A 20,151-nucleotide genomic window follows, 5' to 3' on the forward strand; every position below is an offset into this window, starting at 1 on the left:
GGGTCGCCACCAGCATGAAGCGGGCATCCTGATAGCAGGCGTAGTTCAACTGATCGGCACCGCGCATGATGAAGGGGTCGTAGACGGTGCCGATCGGCAGCAGCCGCTCCCCGAACAGGCTGTGCGACAGGCCGAGCGCCGACAGCAGGATGAACAGGTTGAATTTGGCGATGCCCAGCTCCAGATGCTGGCCCTTCGGCGAGAATTCCCAGCTGTAGGTGGAGGGGATGCGTTCCTTCTTGAACAGGTCGGCCAGTTCGCTCTTGGCGAACAGCCCGCGCCGGTTCACCCAGGCGCCGAGGTTGGTGGACACGGTGACGTCGGGGGCGGTGGTGACGATGCGCTCGGCCAGCGGCGAGCGCTCCCGCCCGATCTCGTTCAGGATCAGGCCGAAGGCGGCCTGGGTCGACAGGCTCTTCTGCGTCGGCACCGCCAGCACGGCCGGCACGGCGACCGCCGGCGCCTCGTAGCGGCGGCGGCCCTTCTGTGCGAAGGGAACGCGGCGCAGGAAATCCTCCAGGGCGGAGTCCGGCAGCGAGAGTCCTTCGAAGCGGTCCCATTCATGACCCTCGCGGACCCTGTTGGCGGCGCGGAAGCCCTCCATCTGCTCGCGGGTCAGCAGGCCGGAATGGTTGTCCTTGTGGCCGGCCAGCGGCAGGCCGAACCCTTTGACGGTGTAGGCGATGAAGCAGACCGGCCGGTCGTGGGCGCGGGCCCGGGCGAAGGCCTCCAGCAGCGACGGCAGGTCATGGCCACCGAGATTGCCCATCAGCCGGGCCAATTCCTCGTCGCTGCGGCGCTCGATCAGGCGGGTGACGTCGCCCTGGTCGCCCAGATCGTCCATCAGACGGCGGCGCCATGCCGCTCCGCCCTGATAGGTCAGGGCCGAATAGAGCTGGTTGGGGCAGGTGTCGATCCACTGGCGCAGCCGCTCGCCGCCCGGCTCCGTGAACGCCTCCTGCATCAGGGTGCCGTATTTCAGGATCACCACATCCCAGCCGAAGGCGCGGAAGATGTTCTCCAGCCGCTCCCACAGCCCTTCGCGGATCACCGCGTCCAGGCTCTGGCGGTTGTAGTCGACGATCCACCAGGTGTTGCGCACGCCATGCTTCCAGCCCTCCTGCAGGGCTTCGAAGATGTTGCCCTCGTCCATCTCGGCGTCGCCGACCAGCGAAACCATGCGGCCTTCCGGCAGGCCGGGCGCCCAACCCTTGGCCTTCAGGTAATCCTGGACCAGCGAGGCGAAGAGGGTCTGCGCCACCCCCAGCCCGACCGAGCCCGTGGAGAAATCCACGTCGTCCACGTCCTTGGTGCGGGACGGGTAGGACTGGGCGCCCTTGTAGCCGCGGAAATTCTCCAGCTTCTCCCGCGTCTGGTTGCCCAGCAGATACTGGATGGCGTGGAAGATCGGGCTGGCGTGGGGCTTCACCGCCACCCGGTCCTCCGGCCGCAGGGCCGAGAAGTAGAGGGCCGTCAGGATGGTCGACATCGAAGCGCTGGAGGCCTGATGGCCGCCGATCTTCATCCCGTCCAGGTTGGGACGGACATGGTTGGCATTGTGGATGGTCCAGGACGCAAGCCAGAGTACCTTTCGCTCCAGCTCTGCCAAGCAGGCGAGATCGGCGGAGGACGGCTGGTTCGCGGTCATGGGTCTGCTCCCAAACGCAGGTTTATGATTGGAGCAGCCTATCATTTGTGATCCGGCAGATGCTTGCGAAGTGGCGCCGGCCGCGGTTGCGCTTTAGCATCGGATGCCAGGATAATACGGGAAACGGCATCTCATGCCAAAACAGCCCCTCGACCGCATCGACCGCAAAATCCTGTCCGCACTCCAGCAGGACGGCCGGCTGCCCAACAACGAACTGGCGGAGCGGGTCGGCCTGTCGCCCTCCCCCTGCCTGCGCCGGGTCAAGGCGCTGGAGGATGGGGGCGTGATCGCCCGCTATGTGGCGCTGGTCGATCCGGCCTCCGTCGACCTGCCGGTCAACATCTTCGTCAGCGTCAGCCTGGAGCGGCAGGTCGAGGCGCGGCTGGATGGGTTCGAGGCGGCGGTGATGGCGCGGCCGGAGGTGCTGGAATGCTACCTGATGACCGGCGACGCCGATTACCTGCTGCGGGTGGTGGTGCCGGACCTCGCCAGCTATGAGCGGTTCCTGAAGGAGCACCTCACCCGCATCCCCGGCGTCGCCAACATCCGCTCCAGCTTCGCCTTGAAACAGGTGCGCTACCGCACCGCCCTGCCGCTGGAGCATCTGGGAGAGTAAAGCCCCGTCACTCCGCCGCTGCCGCCGGCTTGGCACGGCTGCCGACCAGCGGAACCAGCACCGCCGCGAGCAGGCACAGCGCGCCGGCGGTGGCGAAGGCCGGCAGATAGCTCTGCAGCGCGGTGCGCGACAGGCCGGCGCCGAAGGCCGCGGTGGCGGCGCCCAACTGGTGGCCGGCGAAAATCCAGCCGAAGACCAGATTGGCGCGCTCCCGGCCGAAACGCTCCGCGGTCAGGCGCACGGTCGGCGGGACGGTGGCGATCCAGTCCAGCCCATAGAAGACGGCGAAGACCGACAGGCCGTAGAGGGTGAAGTCCGAATAGGGCAGATAGAGCAGCGACAGGCCGCGCAGTCCGTAATACCAGACCAGGAGCCAACGGTTGTCGTAGCGGTCGGACAGCCAGCCCGACCCGACGGTGCCGACGAAGTCGAAGATGCCCATCAGGGCCAGCAGGCCGGCGGCCTGCACCTCCGGCACGCTGAAATCGACGCAGAGCGGGATCAGGTGGGTCTGGATCAGGCCGTTGGTGCTGGCACCGCAGATGAAGAACGTCGCGAACAGAACCCAGAAAGCCCGCGTCCCCGCGGCATCGCGCAACGCTCCCAGCGCGGCCGACAGGATGGCGCCGGCCGGGGCGGCAGGAGCCGCGGCCCCGACCTCGCCGAAGGCGGACAGGCCGAGATCGGCAGGGCGGTCCCGCATCAGCGCCAGCATCGCCAGGGCGGCCACGGCGATGAGACTGCACAGCAGGGCGATGGCGGTGCGCCAGCCATAGGCCTCCGTCAGCATCGACAGCAGCGGCATGAAGACCAGCTGCCCGGTGGCCGAACTGGCCGTCAGCAGCCCGATCACCAGCCCGCGGCGGGCGACGAACCAGCGGGTGGCGATGGTGGCGCCCAGCACCATGGCGGTCAGGCCGGTGCCGAAGCCGACGACGAAGCCCCACAGCAGGATCAGCTGCCAGACCTCCCGCATCGCCAGCGAAGCCAGCAGCCCGCTGCCGACCAGAGTCAGCGAGGACAGCACCATGCGGCGGACGCCGAAGCGGTTGATCATCGCGGCGGCGAAGGGCCCCATCAGCCCGAACAGCAGCAGCCGGATCGCCATGGCGGTGGAGATGTCGGCGGTGTCCCAGCCGAATTCCCGCTGGAGCGGCAGCAGCAGGACGCCGGGCGCGCCGACCGCCCCGGCCGACACCAGCATGGACAGGAAGGTGACGGCGACGACGACCCAGGCATAGTGGATGTCGCGCCGCGCCAGGGCGGCGGCGAGGGGGGTGGACAGCATCGGCTGGGATCTCCGGTGACTTGCCTATTATTGGGCCTTTCCAGGGGAGCCTGTTATTGAGCGGTCACGCCGCCGTCGATGTTGATCGACTGGCCGGTGACGAAGCCGGCGGCATCGGAGCAGAGCCAGAGCACGGCCGCGGCCACCTCCTCCGGACGGCCGACACGGCCGACGGGATGACGCGGCCCCATCACCGCCTCCACCCGCTCGGCGCCGCCGAAGGAGGTCTGGGTCATCGGCGTCTGGATGATCGCCGGGCAGACGGCGTTGACGCGCACGCCGAAGGACGCGACCTCGATGGCCGCGGTGCGGGTCAGCCCCTCCACCGCCGCCTTGCTGGCGGAATAGGCGGCGTTGCCGGCCATGCCGATCTGCCCCAGCACCGACCCGGTGTTGACGACCGCGCCGCGGCCCTGGCGCAGCATGATCGGCAGCTCATGCTTCAGGCAAAGCCAGACGCCCTTCACATTGACGGTCAGGACGCGGTCGAAATCAGCCTCTTCCATGTCGGTGACCGGAGCGACCTGATGGATGCCGGCATTGTTGAAGGCGGCGTCGAGGCGGCCGTGGTCGCGCTCGATCCGCTCGAACAGGGCGGCGACCTCCGCCCCATCGGCCACATCGGCGGCGACGAAATGGCCGGTGCCGCCGGCACGGCCGATCAGTTCCACCGTCTCCAGACCCTCCGCCTCGCGCCGGCCGGTGACGATCACCGTCGCCCCCGCTCCGGCAAAAGCCAGCGCCGTCGCCCGCCCGATCCCCGACGTGCCGCCGGTGACCAGGGCAACCCGCCCGCTCATGTCCGCCCCGGTCGTGTTCATCGCAACGCTCATGGCTCTCTCCTGTCCTTCATACGGCCTGTGCGCGCCGGCCGGTGCCGGGCAACATTGATTACGATCATCATCAATATTGATTTGGATGATGTCCATAATGAAAATGGCGGGCGAGCCCGGTTTCCCGGAGCCCCAGCCATGCGCCGCCCGAATGGCGCAACGCCACAATCGATACCACATGTGCGCGGAACGGACGGGAACCGCGGGGAACCGGCGGCCACGGGCCGTGAACGCCCACCCATTCGGGAGGCTTATTCTGGTCTTGGTTGCGACACCGCCCGACAGCGGCAACCGGAACTGCGCATGGCATCATCCACGCCGCAAGTCACCGGTCCGCGGGTCCTTCGGCAGGGCATGTGATGGCCCCGACACAGGGCCCTTCCCTTCGGTTCAGTTCCACAAGGATAAGCTTGACCCTTGCCGCACAACGGATCATGAAGGCGCGAACATGCCCGTTCATGTAACTGCATGTATCCGGTGCCGTCGGGTCTTCCACTTTCTTTCGGTTGGGCGAATGTTGCTTTCGCAGCGCTTGGGCAGCCCAAGACTTGTCATCTCCCATCGGTACGGGTGCCGACACGCCGAGCGGCAAGCATTCGTTAACCATAAAGCGCCACAACTTGCGAGCGGCCCATTGCCGCGTTCAGCCGACCGCCGGGACCGTATGCCGATCGGGTCCGTTTGGCGCCACCGCGCTGATTCCTTTTGGAAGGCTGACACAGCGTGACTCTGCTGACTGCGCGGGCCAACGGCCCGACCGATGTTTCCCCGGCCGGTCAATCGACGATCTCCGCTCCGTGGACCGCCACTCCGACGGTCCCGACGCTGAGCGGCCGGGTCGATCCGTCCCTTCTGCGCGACGAACTGCTGTCCGACATCCCACAGGCGACCGCGGCGGCGCATCCGGACCGCACGGCCATCGTCTATGAAGGCCGGCGCGTCACCTATGCCGAGCTGGACGCGCGCGCCAACCGGGTCGCCCACGGCCTGCGGGCGCGCGGGATCGGCCCCGGCTGCTTCGTCGGGCTGTGGATGGCGCGGTCGCTCGACCTGCATGTGGCGCTGCTGGGCATCCTGAAGGCCGGCGCCGCCTATCTGCCCTTCGACGCCGATGCCCCGGCGGAGCGCGTGGCGGTCAGCCTGACCGACTGCGCCGCCCCGGCGATCCTGATCGATCTGGTGACCGGCACCAAGGCGGCGACGCTGGCAGCAAGCGGCGCCGACGTCCAGGTCCTGCGCATCGGCGATGTGCTGAGCGACAGCGAGGAGCCGTTCGACCTGCGGGCCGACGGGGTGACGCCGGACAGTCCGGCCTATGCCATCTACACCTCGGGCTCGACCGGCAAGCCCAAGGGCATCGTCATCAGCCACCGCAACATCTGCCATTACCTGCGCGCCGCCAACAGCGTCTACGGCATCACCGCCGACGACGTGGCGTTCCAGGGCGCCTCGGTGGCCTTCGACCTGTCGCTCGAGGAGATCTTCGTCCCCTATCTGGCCGGCGCCACCCTGTGGGTCGCCAGCCGCCAGGTTCTGGACGAGGCCGACCGGCTGGCCGACGTGCTGACCGAGGCCGGCGTCACCGTGCTGGACACCGTCCCCACCCTGCTGGCGATGCTGCCGAAGGACATTCCGTCGCTGCGCGTCGTCATCCTGGGCGGCGAGGCCTGCCCGCCGGCCGTCGCGTCGCGCTGGTGCCGGCCGGGCCGGCGCCTGTTCAACAGCTATGGCCCGACCGAGGCGACCGTCGTCGCCACGGTGGCCGAGGTCCATCCCGACACCCCCGTCACCATCGGCCGCCCGATCCCCAACTACACCTGCTATGTGGTGGACGAGGCGTTACAGCCGGTGGCCCCCGGCACCCAGGGCGAGCTGCTGATCGGCGGCCCCGGCGTGGCCCAGGGCTATCTCGGCCGGCCGGAGCTGACGGCGGAGAAGTTCATCGCCAACCCGTTCCGCTCCGGTACGCCAAGCCCACATCCGGATCCGCTGCTCTACCGCTCCGGCGATGCGGTCAGCGTCGATGCCGACGGCAACCTGCGCTTCCATGGCCGCATCGACGATCAGGTGAAGATCCGCGGCTTCCGGCTGGAGCTGGGCGAGATCGAGGCGAAGCTGACCGACCTGCCGGGCGTCGCCCAGGCCACGGTGGTCCTGCGCACCGACAACGGGATGGACCGTCTGGTCGCCTTCCTGGTCGCACAGCCTGGGGCCTCCCTCGACAAGACCGCGCTCCGCGACACGCTGCGGGCGCAGTTGCCCGCCTACATGGTGCCCGCGCACTATGAACAGGTGGCGGAACTGCCGCGCCTGACCTCCGGCAAGGCCGACCGCAAGACGCTTCAGGCGATGGCCCTGACCGAGGATGCCGGTGCGGGCGAGCAGGAGGAGCCGCGCAGCCCGACCGAGGCGACGCTGCTGGAGGCCGCCCGCCGTGTCTTCCCCGGCCAGTCGATCCCGCTGGAGGCCGACTTCTTCCTCGACCTGGGCGGCCATTCGCTGCTGGCGGCGCGCTTCGTCTCGGCGGTGCGCGAGACCGCCGGGCTGGCCGGCCTGACCCTTCAGGACGTCTATGGCGCCCGCACGCTGCGGGCGATGGCCGAACGGCTGGACGCCAAGGCTCCGGCGGGTCACGGCGCCAAGCCGGCCGACCTGTCCTTCGATCCGCCGCCGCTGGCCCGCCGGCTGCTGTGCGGACTGGCCCAGGCCGCGGCGCTGCCGATCATCCTGGCGCTGATGACGGTGCAGTGGCTGGGCGTGTTCGTCAGCTACATGCTGCTGTCCGGCGAGGATGCCGGAATCCTCGGCGAAATCACCACGATGTTCGGCGTCTACGTCGTCATCAACATCGCCACCGTGGTCATCGCCGTCGCGGCGAAATGGCTGATCATCGGCCGGACCAAGCCGGGCCGCTACCCGCTGTGGGGCGTCTATTATTACCGCTGGTGGCTGGCCCAGCGCTTCATCGCGCTGGTCCACCTGAAGTGGTTCCAGGGGTCGCCGGTAATGCGGCTGCTCCTGCGCGCGCTCGGCGCCAAGATCGGCGCCGATGCGATGATCGGCGAGTTCGAATCCGGCGCCATCGATCTGGTCAGCATCGGCCGCGGCGCCTCGACCGGCGGCAAGGTGAAGATGGCCAATGCCGAGGTGATCGGCAACGAGCTGGTGATCGGCACCATCGAGATCGGCGAGGACGCCTATATCGGCACCTCCTGCGTCATCGGCCACGACGCCGTCGTCGGCAAGAGCACCGAACTGGCCGACCTGACCGCGCTGGCCGCCGGCACCCACACCGGCGATTATGAACAGTGGGACGGTTCGCCCGCCCGCAAGGTCGGCACCGTCGACCGCACCGCCCTTCCCGAGGAGCCGCGCGCCGGCGTCGTCAAGCGCGCCGCCCAGACGCTGATCTATCTGGTCGCCCTGGTCGGCCTGCCGCCGGTGGCGCTGATCCCGATCTTTCCGGCCTTCTACCTGTTCGACAAGCTCGACGCCTGGATGGGCGGGGTGTTCAAGGTCAACTACCTCTACTACGTCCCCGCCATCGCGTGGCCGACCGCCATGTTCCTGGTGGCCTTCACCGTGCTGCTGATCGCCGCCATGCGCTGGATCGTGCTGCCGAAGGTGGAGGCCGGCTCCTACTCGGTCCACAGCTGGTTCTACGTCCGCAAATGGGTCGTGGCGCTGGCGACCGAGGTGATGCTGGAAACCCTCAGCTCGCTCTACGCCACCGTCTACATGCGGGCCTGGTACCGCCTGATGGGCGCCAAGATCGGCCGCGACGCCGAGATCTCGACCAACCTCGCCGGCCGCTACGATCTGGTGGAGATCGGCGAGAAGTGCTTCATCGCCGACGAGGTGGTTCTGGGCGACGAGGACATCCGCCGCGGCTGGATGCATCTGCAGCCGGTGAAGACCGAAGCCCGTGTGTTCGTCGGCAATGACGCCGTGGTGCCGCCGGGCGCCTCCATCCCCACCGGCACGCTGATCGGTATCAAGTCCAAGCCGCCGGCGAATGCCGAGATGCAGGCCGGCGACACCTGGTTCGGCAGCCCGCCGATCAAGCTGCCGGTGCGCCAGAAGTTCGACAACGTATCGGCCAACTGGACCTTCGAGCCGTCGCGCGCCCGCCGTCTGGGACGCGCCGTGTTCGAGGCGTTCAGCCTGTCGATGCCGTCGATGCTGTTCATCACCTTCGGCACCTTCGCGGTGGAGTTCTTCGCTCCCGCCATCCTCGACCAGCGCTGGGGCGCCTTCGCCTGGCAGTTCCTGGCGGTCAGCGTCGCCATTCCCACCGCGATGGTGCTGGTGGTGGCGCTGGTGAAGTGGCTGCTGATGGGCCGTTACGCCCCCACCATGAAGCCGATGTGGTCCTGGTGGGCCATGCGGACCGAGGCGGTGGCCGTGCTCTATTGGGGTCTGGCCGGCAAGGTCCTGCTCGACCATCTGCGCGGCACGCCGATGCTGCCCTGGGTGCTGCGCCTGTTCGGCACGAAGTTCGGCCAGGGCGTCTACATGGACACCACCGACATCACCGAGTTCGACTGCGTGTCGGTCGGCGACTACAGCGCGATCAACGCCCTGTCGGCCTTGCAGACCCACCTGTACGAGGACCGCGTGATGAAGGTCGGCCGGGTGTCGGTCGGGACCGGCGTCACCGTCGGGGCCGGCGCCACGGTGCTCTATGACACCCATGTCGGCGACTTCGCCCGCCTGGGCCCGCTGACCCTGGTGATGAAGGGTGAGGAAATCCCCGCCCACGGCGAGTGGGTCGGGGCCCCGGCCGAGCCGGCACCGCAGGCCCATGCGGCGGTCGACAAGCGGGTGAAGGCGGCGGCGTAAACAGCCGGCGTCAGTGACGGGAAGAAAAGGCTGGTATTACCATTGCGGTGTACCGGCCTTTTCTTTTGCCTGCCTTCGGCCCTTCATTCATCTGACGACAAACCGTCGCGCGCCGCTCTTCCCGCCGATGGTTGTTTACGTCCCACAGCGGTGTATAAGGGGGGCCGAGCGCGGCCTGCCCCCTTCGCGCGTCCGGCCGGGCCTTGTCCCGCGGAGGCGAATGGCGGCCGTTGGATCGTCATGAAGGAACGCCCCAATGCCCGACGACATCGCCTCAGCCCGCGGCCTGTTTCCGCTCGCCAAGGACGACACGACCTACCGCAAGCTGACCTCGGATCACGTCTCGGTCGTCGAATTCGACGGCGAGCAGATCCTGAAGGTCGAGCCGGAAGGTCTGCGCCTGCTGGCCGAGGCTGCCTTCTCCGACATCAACCATCTGCTGCGTCCGGGCCATCTGGCCCAGCTCGCCAAGATCCTGGACGATCCGGAGGCGTCGGCCAACGACCGCTTCGTGGCGCTCGACCTGCTGAAGAACGCCAACATCGCCGCCGCCGGCACCCTGCCGATGTGCCAGGACACCGGCACCGCCATCATCATGGGCAAGAAGGGCCGCCGCGTCTGGACCAAGGGCGGCGACGAGACCGCCCTGTCGGAAGGGGCCCGCGACGCCTACCTGAAGCGCAACCTGCGCTACAGCCAGCTGGCGCCGATCTCCATGTATGAGGAGAAGAACACCCGCAACAACCTGCCGGCGCAGATCGACATCTATTCCGAGGGCGAGGACTATTACAAGTTCCTGTTCATGGCCAAGGGCGGCGGGTCGGCCAACAAGACCTTCCTGCATCAGGCCACGCCGTCGGTTCTGGCGCCCGACCGGCTGCTGAAATTCCTGGAAGACAAGATCCGCTATCTCGGCACCTCGGCCTGCCCGCCCTACCATCTCGCCATCGTCATCGGCGGCCTGTCGGCGGAGCAGAACCTGAAGACGGTGAAGCTGGCCTCGGCCCGCTATCTCGACAATCTGCCGACCGAGGGCGGCGAGGATGCGCACGCCTTCCGCGATCTGGCGATGGAGGCCGAGGTCCACAAGCTGACCCAGAACATGGGCATCGGCGCCCAGTTCGGCGGCAAGTATTTCTGCCACGACGTCCGTGTCATCCGCCTGCCGCGCCACGGCGCCTCGATGCCGATCGGCATTGGCGTGTCCTGCTCGGCCGACCGTCAGGCGGTGGGCAAGATCACCAAGGACGGCATCTTCCTGGAACAGCTGGAGACCGATCCGGCCCAGTATCTGCCGGAGATCGGTGACGAGCATCTGTCGGGCGACGTCGTCAAGATCGACCTGAACCAGCCGATGGAGCAGATCCGCGCCACACTGAGCCAGTACCCGATCCGCACCCGCCTGTCGCTGACCGGCCCGCTGATCGTCGCCCGCGATCTGGCCCACGCCAAGCTACGCGCCCGCCTGGACGCCGGCGAGCCGCTGCCGGATTACTTCAAGAACCACCCGATCTACTATGCCGGCCCGGCCAAAACGCCGGAAGGCTACGCCTCGGGCTCCTTCGGGCCGACGACGGCCGGCCGCATGGACAGCTTCGTCGACCAGTTCCAGGCGGCCGGCGGCTCCATGGTCATGCTGGCCAAGGGCAACCGCAGCGCGGAAGTGACGGCGGCCTGCAAGCAGCATGGCGGCTTCTATCTCGGCTCCATCGGCGGCGCCGCCGCCCGTCTGGCCCAGGACTGCATCAAGAAGGTGGAGTGCGTCGAGTATCCCGAACTCGGCATGGAAGCCATCTGGCGCATCGAGGTGGAGGACTTCCCCGCCTTCATCATCGTCGACGACAAGGGCAACGACTTCTTCAAGGAGTTGAAGCTGGCCTGATCCGGGCTGACAGGACGTGAAGGGGCGCGGCGCCTTGCGAGAGGCCCCGCGCCCTTTTCCCTGCCCGCTTGCGGGATGGCACCGGGGGCGCCTATCTTCATCGCATCGGGATCGGGGCATCGGGATCGGGGAGGACTTTGCAATGGACGGTGTCCATGACCGGCGCGCGCCGAAGCGGGACATCACCCTGTCGCTGGACGAGGACATCCTGCAACGCGCCCAGTCCCTTCCCGGCGACCTGTCGGAACGGGTCGAAAAGATGCTGGCCGACGAGGTGGCGAAGGCGGATCGTGAGCGTCGCCTGGATGACGTGATCGACGCATGGAACCGCTTCGATGAAAAACATGGGTCTTTCGCGGACCAGCATGTCGATGACATCTTATGAGCCAGTTCGACGTCCATAGAAACACCGGCGCTGGCCGACAGACGACTCCTTTTGTGGTTGTCATTCAATCGGGAAGGTTCGACAGAGCACTGAGCCGCGTCGTCATTCCAATGATCGACAAACGCGCGGAACCTCCCATCGATCCTGAATTGAATCCGTCTTTTGAAATCGATGGACGCTCGGTGGTTCTTCATCCACTACAGACCGTGACGGTTCGCACCGAACGGCTCGGTGAGAAGGTCTGCTCCCTCGCCGACGACAGCGACCGTATCATCGCCGCCATCGATCTTTTGATTTCCCGTGCCTGGGGATGAGTAGCCCGTGACACCCGCCCAAATCCAAGACCGCATCCTGTACCGTGACGGGCTGATGCTGATCCTCGACAAGCCCGCCGGGCTGCCGGTCCATGCCGGTCCCGCCGGCGGACCGAACCTGGAGCGGCATTTCGACGCGCTGCGTTTCGGCTTTCCCAAGCCGCCATCGCTGGCCCACCGGCTGGACCGCGACACGTCGGGCTGCCTGATCCTCGGCCGCCATGCCAAGGCGCTGCGCAAGATCGGCATCCTGTTCCAGAACGGCAAGGTCGATAAGACCTATTGGGCGGTGGTCGCCGGCACGCCGCCGCAGGAGTCCGGGCGGATCGAGCTGCCGCTCGCCAAGGTGTCCAACAAGACCGGCGGCTGGCGCATCGTCGGTTCACCCGACGGGCAGGTGGCGGTCACCGACTATGTCGTGCGCGGGCAGGCCGATGGGCTGACCTGGCTGGAACTGACGCCGCACACCGGCAGGACTCACCAGATCCGCGTCCATTGCGCGTCCATCGGCTGCCCGCTGGTCGGCGACCCGCAATATGGCGGGCCGGACGGCAAGCCGCTGCACCTGCACTCCCGCGCCATCTCCCTGCCGCTCTATCCCAAGCGCGACCCGGTCGGCGCCGTGGCCCCGGTTCCGCCGCACATGCGGGCGGCCTTGGAGGCTTGCGGCTTTACCGAAGCGTCATAGCGTCGCCGCCACGCTCTGGCCTTGCTGCGATGCGGCAGGCTGCCCCATGATCGGTGTCGGCATTGGGGCGATCACAGCCCGGGGGACGAGCGCATGATACCGATCGGCACGACGACAGCCCGTTGGATGACCCTGCGCTACGCCCTGGCGCTGACTTTGATCGCGCTGGGCACGCTGGCCGGATTCGTCATGACCGAGCGGGTGATCGGCCAGCACGAACGCATGCTGGAGGTCGTCAACGTCTCCGGCCGCCAGCGCATGCTGTCGCAACGGACGGCCCTGCTGGTGGAGCAGCTGAAGAGCGCCACCGATCCGGCGGTGCGCGCCGACCTTGCCCAGCGGCTGGACGAGGCAACGGGCCTGTTCGAGGCCACCCACCGGCGCCTGAGCGGCCAAGCCGGGCCGGAGGAAGGCCCGCCGCTGGGTCCGCCGCCGCGTGATTTGTTCTTCAGCGGCCCCGACCCGCTCGACCCGGTGGTGACCGGGCATATCGCCGCCTTGCGCCGCGTCATCGTCGCCGCCGCGGCCGGCCGGCCGCCGGACCCTGCCGAGGCCGACCGCATCACCGCCCAGGCGCTCGGTCCGCTGCTGGACCGGCTGGAGGAGATGGTCGCGCTCTACCAGGAGGAGGGCGAGGCGGGCTTTCAGACCCTGCACCGGCTGGGATTGGCGGCTCTGCTGATCACTCTTCTGATCCTGGCGGTGGAGGCCCTGGCGATCTTCCGGCCGATGACGCGGCAGGTGCGCCGGCAATTCACCGAAATCCTGCGCATGGCGGAAACCATCGAGAGTGCCAACGCCACGCTGGAACAGCAGGTGCGCGAACGGACGGCCGAACTGCACACCGCCAAGACCGCGGCGGAGCAGGCGCACCGGGCGAAGTCCCGTTTCCTCGCCCATGCCAGCCACGACCTGCAACAGCCCCTGCAGGCCATCGGCATGTTCACCGGCATGCTGGAACGCCAGCCGCAGAGCGCCAAGGCGGCGGCCCTGCTGATCGACCTGAAGGCGGCGCAACGGTCGATGCGCGACCTGCTGAACGCCATCCTCGACATTTCCAAGCTGGAATCGGGGGTGGTGTCGCCGAAGCCGGCCGACCTGCCGCTCTCCCCCCTGCTCGACCAGCTCGAGGCCGAGTTCACCGGACAGGCAGAGGCGAAGGGTCTGCGGCTGCGGGCCATCCCGACCGATGCGGTCGTGCGCAGCGATCCGGCCCTGCTGGAGCGGATCGTCCGCAACCTGATCGCCAACGCCATCCGCTATACCGAGAGCGGCGGCGTGCTGGTCGGCTGCCGCACCCGCGGCGACACGCTGTGGATCGAGGTCTACGACACCGGCCGCGGCATCGCCGAACCCGACCGCCAGCGCATCTTCGAGGAGTTCGTCCAGCTCGACCGTCCCGACCGCGACCGCAGCGAGGGCATCGGTCTCGGCCTCGCCATCGTCGAACGTCTGGCCCGGCTGCTGGGGCATCCGGTGACGGTGCGGTCGGTGGAAGGGCGCGGAACCGTGTTCGCCGTGGGCGTGCCGCTGGCAGGGTGAGATTGTCGCGTCACAGGGAACGATCTGATGTAAAGGCGCTGGATTGTTCGAATTGTTGTCCGGTGCCAAATTCCCCTCCAGACAAGGGCACACACCCCAACGGTACGGAGGGTTCAATCATGATCACCATTCGCCATCGCGACGAGCGTGGGGTCGCCAACATGGGTTGGCTGAACAGCAACCACAGCTTCTCGTTCGGCCATTACTTCGATCCCGGCCATATGGGCTTCCGCGCCCTGCGGGTCATCAACGAGGATCGGGTGATCCCCGGCGCCGGCTTCCCCACCCATGGGCATGCCAACATGGAGATCGTCTCCTACGTGCTGAACGGCGCGCTGGAGCATAAGGACTCCATCGGCACCGGGTCGGTGATCCGTCCCGGCGAGGTCCAGGTGATGAGCGCCGGCCGCGGCATCCGCCACAGCGAGTACAATGCGTCGGACACCGAACCGGTGCATTTCCTCCAGATCTGGATCCTGCCGGAGGCCAACAATCTGGCGCCCGGCTACCAGCAGGCGGACTTCCCGGCCGAGCAGAAGCGCGGCACGCTGAAGCTGGTCGGGTCGCGTGACGGGCGCGACGGCAGCACCGTCATCCATCAGGATGTCGATCTGTACGCCGCCCTGCTGGACGGCGAGGAAAGCGCCACGCTGCCGCTGCGCCCCGGCCGCCATGCCTGGGTCCAGGTCGCCCGCGGCTGGGTCCATCTGAACGGCACCCTGCTGAAGACCGGCGACGGCGCAGCGCTGTCGAACGAGGAGGCGGTGACGCTGGACCGGGCGGACGAGGCCGAAGTGCTGGTCTTCGACCTCGCATAAGGTGTCAAACTTGACATAAAAGCTTGATTTGAACCGGGAGCGGGGCAGGCTGCAGAGTGCCGCCGTCCCGTTCCCGCCGACACCCTGCCGGCGGGCCGAACCCTGGGGTTGGCGATGACCGAGCAGAAAACCTACAACGCCCTGTTTCTCTGCACCCACAATTCGGCACGCAGCATCATGGCGGAATGCCTGATGCGGCGGTGGGGCGCCGGCCGCTTCCACGCGTGGTCGGCCGGCAGCCATCCGTCGGGCCAGATCAACCCGCACACGCTGGCGACGCTGAAGGCCTTCAACCTGCCGACCGAGGGCCTGCGCTCCAAAAGCTGGGACGAGTTCTCCCGGCCGGATGCGCCGGCGCTGGATTTCGTCTTCACGGTCTGCGATCAGGCCGCAGGCGAGATGTGCCCTGTGTGGAACGGCACGCCGCTGACCGCCCATTGGGGGGTCGAGGATCCGTCGGCCGCCAGCGGGACGGAGGACCGCATCCGCATGGCCTTCCGCCGCACCTATGTGGAGCTGGAAAGCCGCATCAAGATCTTCGCCAGCCTACGGGTGGAGCAGCTGGACCGGCTGACCCTGCAAAGCTCGCTGCATGCCATCGGCACCGTCCATGGTGCCTTCGGCACCGGCCATGGCTCCGAAGCGGACGCGATGGCCGACGCCTGAGGGCACTCACAATACCTGCTTGGGCAAGGACAACAGCTCCTTCCTGATCCGGTTCAGGCTGGGACGGTTGTCCGGGCCGAAGGCGATGGGGCGGCACAGGTGCATGGCGGTCAGCCCGACCCGCGCGGTCAGCAGGCCGTTGATCACCCCCTGCCCCATCCGGGTGGAAATGGCGGCGGCGAGCGACCCGCCCAGCGCCTCCACCGCCACATGGTGGGCGCTTTCCGCCACCCCGGCGACGGCGATGTTGGCGAGCATCCGGCGCAGAAGCCGCAGCGAGCCGACATAGCCGGGCCGGGCGCCATAGAGTGCGGCGATCTCCCGCACCAGCTTCAGGTTGCGCCAGAGAACCACCGCGAAATCCAGCAGAGCCGCCGGGCTCAGCGCGGTGGCGACGGCGGTGTCGCGCGAGGCGCGCAGCACCCGCTGATAGGCGGCGCGGTCGAGCGGGCTCAGCACCTCGCGGTCGAGCAGACGGACCACCTCATGCTCGTCATGGGCGTCGGTGACATGGTCGCGCACGCGGGCAAGCGCCGGGGCCAGTTCCCGCCGGTCGGCATAGAGCGCCACCAGCGATCCGGCAAAACGGTCGGCCCGGCCGCCGGGGGCGTCCAGCTCCAGCCGGCCGGCCTCGGCCCGCAGCTCCTCGATGCGGCGCAGGCGGCGGAGCGACAGCAGCTCGGTCACCAGCATCGCCAGGGCCGCGATGCCGGCGGTGGCGGCCAGCAAGCCGACCAGCACGCCCAGCGCGAGGCTGGTGGCGAAGGCGCGGGCCAGCAGGTCGGCGGTGTCGAAGCCCAGCGCCACCAGAACCAGCGCCGCCAGCGCCCCGAACAGCCAGCGCCCCAGCCTGCGCGTGGTCCGCACCGGCGTGGCCGGGGCCGGCAGCAGGTCGGCGGGATCGCCGGAGCCGGTCAGCAGGGCGGCTTCCTCCTCCGCCGGCACCGGCGCGGCGCGGTCGAGCTCCAGTTCCATCGGCGGAATCCAGCCCGACGACGGCTTGCGGGGGGCGGTTTCGCGCTCCGTCACGTCAGATAGTCCCCGAGAAGGAATTGCAGGGCCTGGTCGACGCGGATGTGCGGCAGGCCGCGCGGGTCGCGGCCGAGGTCGTCGGGCGGGCGGAAGGCCAGGAAGTTGTAAGGACGGTCGCGGCCGGGCGGGAAGGCCTCGGCATCCTCCGGAATCTCGCCGGGGAACAGCACGGTCGGACGGTCGCGCCCGACGGGAACGCCGCGGACGCAGCGCAGTTGCCGGCCCTCATGTTCCGTCACCACGCTCTCGGTGCATTTCAGCGCGGCGATGGCCATGGTCTCGACCTGGGCGCCTTCGAAGCGGATGGCGTTGCGGGCGTCGCCGACCAGCCGGTCGAGCAATGCCCGCAACTGGGCATGCTGGTGGGCGGCGATGTGGTCGGCCTTGGTCGCGGCGAACAGCACGCGGTCGATCTTGCTGCCGAACAGCCAGTCGAGCCAGCCCGACGAACCGTGGCGGAACGGCTCCAGGCTCAACTCCAGCGCCCGCTTCATGTCGGCCATCCCGGCGGGGCCGGCATTCAGCGCGCCCAGCACGTCGATCAGCACGATCTGGCGGTCGAGCCGGGCGAAATGCTCGGCGAAGAAGCGGCGGACGACGTTGGTCTTGTAGGCCTCGTACCGCTCCTCCATCAGCGCCCACAGGCTTCCCCTGCCCCGCTGGCCGCCATGCAGGGGACAGAAGGTCAGCAGCGGCGCGTCCTTCATGTCGCCGGGTTCGACGAAGCGGCCGGGCTGGATCAGGCTGAGCAGCGTGTCGGCGCGGCGGCAGGCATGGAGATAGTCGGTGTAGAGCGCCGCCCCGCGCCGCGCGGCCTCCTCTTCCGCCGGAGCGGCCGGGTCGATGCTGGCGAGCCAGCCGCGCCAGGAGGCGGACAGCTCGTCGCGCGGCGGACGGGCAGCGAGTTCGAGGGTCTGGGTGCTCCATTCCGCGAAGCTCTGGCGCAGCAGCGGCAGGTCGAGCAGCCATTCGCCGGGATAATCGACGAGGTCGAGATTGAGCGTCGCCATCGGCTGCACGGTGCGCTTCAGCGCCGAATCCGGACGGTAGCGCAGCGAGACGCGCATCTGGCCGATGCCGCGCGTCGGCTCCGGCCAATGGGGGTCGGGGCCGGTCAGGGCGGCGAGATGGCCTTCGAAATCGAAGCGCGGCACGTCGGGATCGGGCTGCGGCCGCAGCCGCGCCGCCTGGAAGCGGCCGGACGAGACGACATCCATGAAGGGCAGCCGCCCGCTCTTCAGCAGGTTGTCGACGATGGCGGTGACGAAGACGGTCTTGCCCGCCCGCCGCAGCCCGGTGACGCCGACGCGCACCGTCGATTTCAGAAGAAGCCGGCTGCCGGCGTCGTAGAGGCTGTTCAGGTCGGGAATGCGCACGGGCGGTCGTTCACGTCTGGCCGATGACCGGCCCTATATGGGGTCGGCCAAGCGCGATGCGAGGGGGTGTGGAATGCGACGTTTGGAACAGCATGGAACGGTTTTCGGGGGTGTGTTCACTGTTCAGTCCGGGCGGCATCGGCGGGAACCTCCGCTGGTGGGGGCCGGTGAGAACGCTACCATGGATGCGGGGACGCGGGTAACGGCGGGATGAAAACGCCGGCACGGTCGGGGGATTTTCCCTCTCCCCCCCGGGGAGAGGGCCGGGGTGAGGGGGATGCATAGGTAGGATTCTCGTGACGGAACGCTGTGCTTCCCCCTCACCCTAACCCTCTCCCGGGGGAGGGGATCTGCTGGGCGGGAGAGGGAACTTACCCCCCGATATAGTGCGGCATCAGCTTCGCCTGGTCGCCGATCCAGACCTCGCAACGGCTGTCCTGGTTGCGGAAGAAATAGGTCTTGCCGGGCTGACGGCGGTTCTGCGGATCCACCAGATTGGCGCCGCTGGAAAAGGCCACCCCATAGCGATAGTCCGGCGTCGCCGCCCAATAGAGCCCGTCGATCTGTTGCAGGAAGGCGCCGCGCTGGCACAGGTGCGACAGGGTGCGGTCCCGCGTGGCAAGGCCGTTCAAACCGTTGGGCAGCTTGTAGACCGCCCGGCTCTCGGTGCGGCGCAGGCGCGGCTCGTGGCCGGGCGGCGGCGGTTCATAGGCGCGGAAGGTCGGACCCAGATGGCCCGGTTGGGTGCGGTCGGTGCGCAGCACCTCCTCGGCCCCGGCGGCCGGAACCATCAAAATGGGGACCGTCAGGATGGTCAGCAGCAGGGCGGCGAGGCGGCAGGTCATCGCACCGACGGGTTGTTGGCGACGAAGGCGAAATAGGGCAGCCGCCGCACCGCGTCCGCCACCATCAGATAAGCCACCGCGAAGGCCAGCAGCGAGCTGAGGAAATAGCCGTAGCCATACCAGGGAAAACCCATCCGGCTGAACAGCAGGGTGAAGCCGGCGTTGGCGGCCAGATAGACCAGCTGCACCGTCAGGTTCCGCCCCCGCAGGTCGAATAGGCCAGGATCACCGTGCAGAACAGGAACAGCACCTGGAAGAAGGCGCCCAGCACGCCGAAGCGGAACATGCCGATCTGCTGATATTGCAGGCCGAGGGCGCCGATGATGCTTGGGGCCAGGAAGATGCAGACGGCGCAGACCGCCCCTTGCAGGATGATCAGGTTGCGGCTGCTGTCGAGCAGGGCGGCGATGATGGCGCGGTGGTTGCGGGCGATCTGGTCGTAGGTCGCGTGCTTCTGGATGTCGCGGTAGAAGCCCTGGTAATGCTCGAAGAAGCGGGTCTCGATGTTCACCGTGAACAGGGTCAGCGCCGGCAGCGTCGTCAGATAGGCGATGAACATGGCGCCGTCATAGGCGCTGTAGATCGCCATGGCGCCGGAAACCAGCTCACGTTCCGGTGCGAACCACATGATCCACTTGTCGGTCCAGACGGCGGCGTTGGCGAACAGCCCGATCAGCGCCAGATCGGCGTATTTGCGGAAATAGCCGAGGAAGTCGAACATCCGGCCGACCGGATAGGGGTACTCGGCCAGCACCCGCGCGATCAACCCGAATTGGATCGCCGCCAGCCCGGCGGAAAAACCCCAGACCATCCCGGCCGCACCGAAGCGGTCGCCGAGCAGAACGGCGCCGGCCATACCCGCCGCCATGCCGATGCCGAAGGCAACGGTGACCGCCAGATAATCCTTCAGCGCCGACAGGAAGATCGACACCACCCAAATGCCGCAGACCAGGAAGAAGTTCACCAGCCCGCCCAGCATCAGCGGCAGCGGCAGGCCGCTGAACAGCGGGTAGAAGGGTCCGGCGGTCAGCCCGGCGATGGCATAGGCCAGCCCCAGCGTCGCCAGCAGCATGCCGGGTGCGGCCTCGACCTCCCTGGCATAGATGGCATCGGCGAGATAGCGGGTGGCGACCAGCACCAGCGGCCCGGTGAAGACGACCGAGAAGCAGAAATTATAGATCACCACGACGCGGAACAGCGTCAGTTCCTCCATCCCCACCAGATCGCGGCCGAACAGCGTGATGCCGGCCAGCGCCAGGATGGTGAACATCCAGGGACCCGACGTGATGAAGGCGGAATGGGCATAGCCCTGCAACACGCCGAGCAGGTCGTCGCGCCGGGCCAGCCGGCGGAGGGCGAAGCCGATGCCGGCCATC

Annotated in this window: 15 protein-coding genes and 1 pseudogene (1 of these 16 only partly in view); 9 read left to right on the top strand and 7 right to left on the bottom strand. The window is 68.0% G+C overall.

Annotated features, from left to right (window positions below; all coding sequences use genetic code 11):
- Positions 1 to 1,648 carry the 5' portion of a transketolase gene (locus tag ABNQ40_RS12805; RefSeq protein WP_391346751.1) on the bottom strand. It extends 764 nt beyond the left edge of the window, so only the first 1,648 of its 2,412 coding nucleotides appear in the window; its start codon is at positions 1,646 to 1,648; its stop codon lies off the left edge, out of view.
- A 133-nt stretch (positions 1,649 to 1,781) separates the two neighbouring features.
- On the opposite strand from ABNQ40_RS12805, the gene ABNQ40_RS12810 reads away from it, so the two are divergent.
- Positions 1,782 to 2,264, top strand: coding sequence for an Lrp/AsnC family transcriptional regulator (locus ABNQ40_RS12810; RefSeq protein ID WP_391346753.1), 483 nt, complete (start codon positions 1,782 to 1,784; stop codon positions 2,262 to 2,264).
- Positions 2,265 to 2,271: 7 nt separating this feature from the next.
- Here ABNQ40_RS12810 and ABNQ40_RS12815 read toward each other — a convergent pair whose 3' ends face one another.
- Together ABNQ40_RS12815 and ABNQ40_RS12820 are read right to left on the bottom strand one after the other, a co-directional pair.
- On the bottom strand, positions 2,272 to 3,552 hold the full coding sequence (locus tag ABNQ40_RS12815; RefSeq protein ID WP_109049747.1) for an MFS transporter: 1,281 nt from the start codon (positions 3,550 to 3,552) through the stop codon (positions 2,272 to 2,274).
- A 53-nt stretch (positions 3,553 to 3,605) separates the two neighbouring features.
- A complete protein-coding gene (locus tag ABNQ40_RS12820) occupies positions 3,606 to 4,385 on the bottom strand; it encodes an SDR family NAD(P)-dependent oxidoreductase (RefSeq protein WP_391346756.1) in 780 nt (259 codons plus the stop codon).
- A 723-nt stretch (positions 4,386 to 5,108) separates the two neighbouring features.
- Between ABNQ40_RS12820 and ABNQ40_RS12825 the strand changes: the two genes are divergently transcribed.
- From ABNQ40_RS12825 to ABNQ40_RS12860, 8 genes are all read left to right on the top strand, one after another.
- A complete protein-coding gene (locus tag ABNQ40_RS12825) occupies positions 5,109 to 9,227 on the top strand; it encodes a Pls/PosA family non-ribosomal peptide synthetase (protein ID WP_109049746.1) in 4,119 nt (1,372 codons plus the stop codon).
- Between the two features lie 256 nt (positions 9,228 to 9,483).
- Positions 9,484 to 11,109 carry a fumarate hydratase gene (locus ABNQ40_RS12830; protein WP_109049745.1) on the top strand — a complete coding sequence of 542 codons (1,626 nt, stop codon included), beginning with the start codon at positions 9,484 to 9,486 and terminating at the stop codon, positions 11,107 to 11,109.
- 142 nt (positions 11,110 to 11,251) lie between these two features.
- Entirely contained in the window at positions 11,252 to 11,494 is a 243-nt protein-coding gene (locus tag ABNQ40_RS12835) for a type II toxin-antitoxin system CcdA family antitoxin (RefSeq protein ID WP_109049744.1), read from the top strand.
- Entirely contained in the window at positions 11,491 to 11,808 is a 318-nt protein-coding gene (locus ABNQ40_RS12840; protein ID WP_109049743.1) for a CcdB family protein, read from the top strand. The genes ABNQ40_RS12835 and ABNQ40_RS12840 overlap by 4 nt, the downstream gene beginning before the upstream one ends.
- Before the next feature lie 7 nt (positions 11,809 to 11,815).
- Positions 11,816 to 12,496 (top strand): RluA family pseudouridine synthase, encoded by a 681-nt coding sequence (locus ABNQ40_RS12845; RefSeq protein ID WP_109049742.1) that lies wholly within the window; start codon positions 11,816 to 11,818, stop codon positions 12,494 to 12,496.
- Positions 12,497 to 12,589: 93 nt separating this feature from the next.
- Entirely contained in the window at positions 12,590 to 14,038 is a 1,449-nt protein-coding gene (locus ABNQ40_RS12850) for an ATP-binding protein (RefSeq protein WP_109049741.1), read from the top strand.
- A gap of 119 nt (positions 14,039 to 14,157) precedes the next feature.
- Positions 14,158 to 14,856 carry a pirin family protein gene (locus ABNQ40_RS12855; RefSeq protein WP_109049740.1) on the top strand — a complete coding sequence of 233 codons (699 nt, stop codon included), beginning with the start codon at positions 14,158 to 14,160 and terminating at the stop codon, positions 14,854 to 14,856.
- 114 nt (positions 14,857 to 14,970) lie between these two features.
- Entirely contained in the window at positions 14,971 to 15,522 is a 552-nt protein-coding gene (locus ABNQ40_RS12860; RefSeq protein WP_109049739.1) for an arsenate reductase ArsC, read from the top strand.
- A 6-nt stretch (positions 15,523 to 15,528) separates the two neighbouring features.
- Here the strand turns inward: ABNQ40_RS12860 and ABNQ40_RS12865 are convergent, their stop codons facing one another.
- The 4 genes and pseudogenes from ABNQ40_RS12865 to pelG all read right to left on the bottom strand — a co-directional run bounded on the left by ABNQ40_RS12865 (position 15,529) and on the right by pelG (position 20,150).
- Complete coding sequence (locus tag ABNQ40_RS12865) at positions 15,529 to 16,551, bottom strand: TIGR01620 family protein (RefSeq protein ID WP_109049738.1); 1,023 nt, start codon at positions 16,549 to 16,551, stop codon at positions 15,529 to 15,531.
- Positions 16,548 to 17,930 carry a YcjX family protein gene (locus ABNQ40_RS12870; RefSeq protein ID WP_391346762.1) on the bottom strand — a complete coding sequence of 461 codons (1,383 nt, stop codon included), beginning with the start codon at positions 17,928 to 17,930 and terminating at the stop codon, positions 16,548 to 16,550. The genes ABNQ40_RS12865 and ABNQ40_RS12870 overlap by 4 nt, the downstream gene beginning before the upstream one ends.
- A 371-nt stretch (positions 17,931 to 18,301) precedes the next feature.
- On the bottom strand, positions 18,302 to 18,775 hold the full coding sequence (locus ABNQ40_RS12875) for a hypothetical protein (protein WP_391346765.1): 474 nt from the start codon (positions 18,773 to 18,775) through the stop codon (positions 18,302 to 18,304).
- A pseudogene (gene pelG / locus ABNQ40_RS12880) lies at positions 18,772 to 20,150 on the bottom strand (exopolysaccharide Pel transporter PelG). The gene ABNQ40_RS12875 and the pseudogene pelG overlap by 4 nt, the downstream one beginning before the upstream one ends.
- Between the last annotated feature and the right edge of the window lies 1 nt (position 20,151).

The sequence above is a fragment of the Azospirillum sp. A23 genome (assembly GCF_042938965.1).
Taxonomy (GTDB): domain Bacteria; phylum Pseudomonadota; class Alphaproteobacteria; order Azospirillales; family Azospirillaceae; genus Azospirillum; species Azospirillum melinis.

Excerpts from the sequence above, each read along its gene's own strand:
- ABNQ40_RS12860 (WP_109049739.1), top strand. The coding sequence starts at position 14,971 with ATGACCGAGCAGAAAACCTACAACGCCCTGTTTCTCTGCACCCACAAT.
- ABNQ40_RS12830 (WP_109049745.1), top strand. The coding sequence starts at position 9,484 with ATGCCCGACGACATCGCCTCAGCCCGCGGCCTGTTTCCGCTCGCCAAG.
- ABNQ40_RS12850 (WP_109049741.1), top strand. The coding sequence starts at position 12,590 with ATGATACCGATCGGCACGACGACAGCCCGTTGGATGACCCTGCGCTAC.
- ABNQ40_RS12875 (WP_391346765.1), bottom strand. The coding sequence starts at position 18,775 with ATGACCTGCCGCCTCGCCGCCCTGCTGCTGACCATCCTGACGGTCCCC.
- ABNQ40_RS12815 (WP_109049747.1), bottom strand. The coding sequence starts at position 3,552 with ATGCTGTCCACCCCCCTCGCCGCCGCCCTGGCGCGGCGCGACATCCAC.
- ABNQ40_RS12835 (WP_109049744.1), top strand. The coding sequence starts at position 11,252 with ATGGACGGTGTCCATGACCGGCGCGCGCCGAAGCGGGACATCACCCTG.
- ABNQ40_RS12820 (WP_391346756.1), bottom strand. The coding sequence starts at position 4,385 with ATGAGCGTTGCGATGAACACGACCGGGGCGGACATGAGCGGGCGGGTT.
- ABNQ40_RS12855 (WP_109049740.1), top strand. The coding sequence starts at position 14,158 with ATGATCACCATTCGCCATCGCGACGAGCGTGGGGTCGCCAACATGGGT.
- ABNQ40_RS12840 (WP_109049743.1), top strand. The coding sequence starts at position 11,491 with ATGAGCCAGTTCGACGTCCATAGAAACACCGGCGCTGGCCGACAGACG.
- ABNQ40_RS12810 (WP_391346753.1), top strand. The coding sequence starts at position 1,782 with ATGCCAAAACAGCCCCTCGACCGCATCGACCGCAAAATCCTGTCCGCA.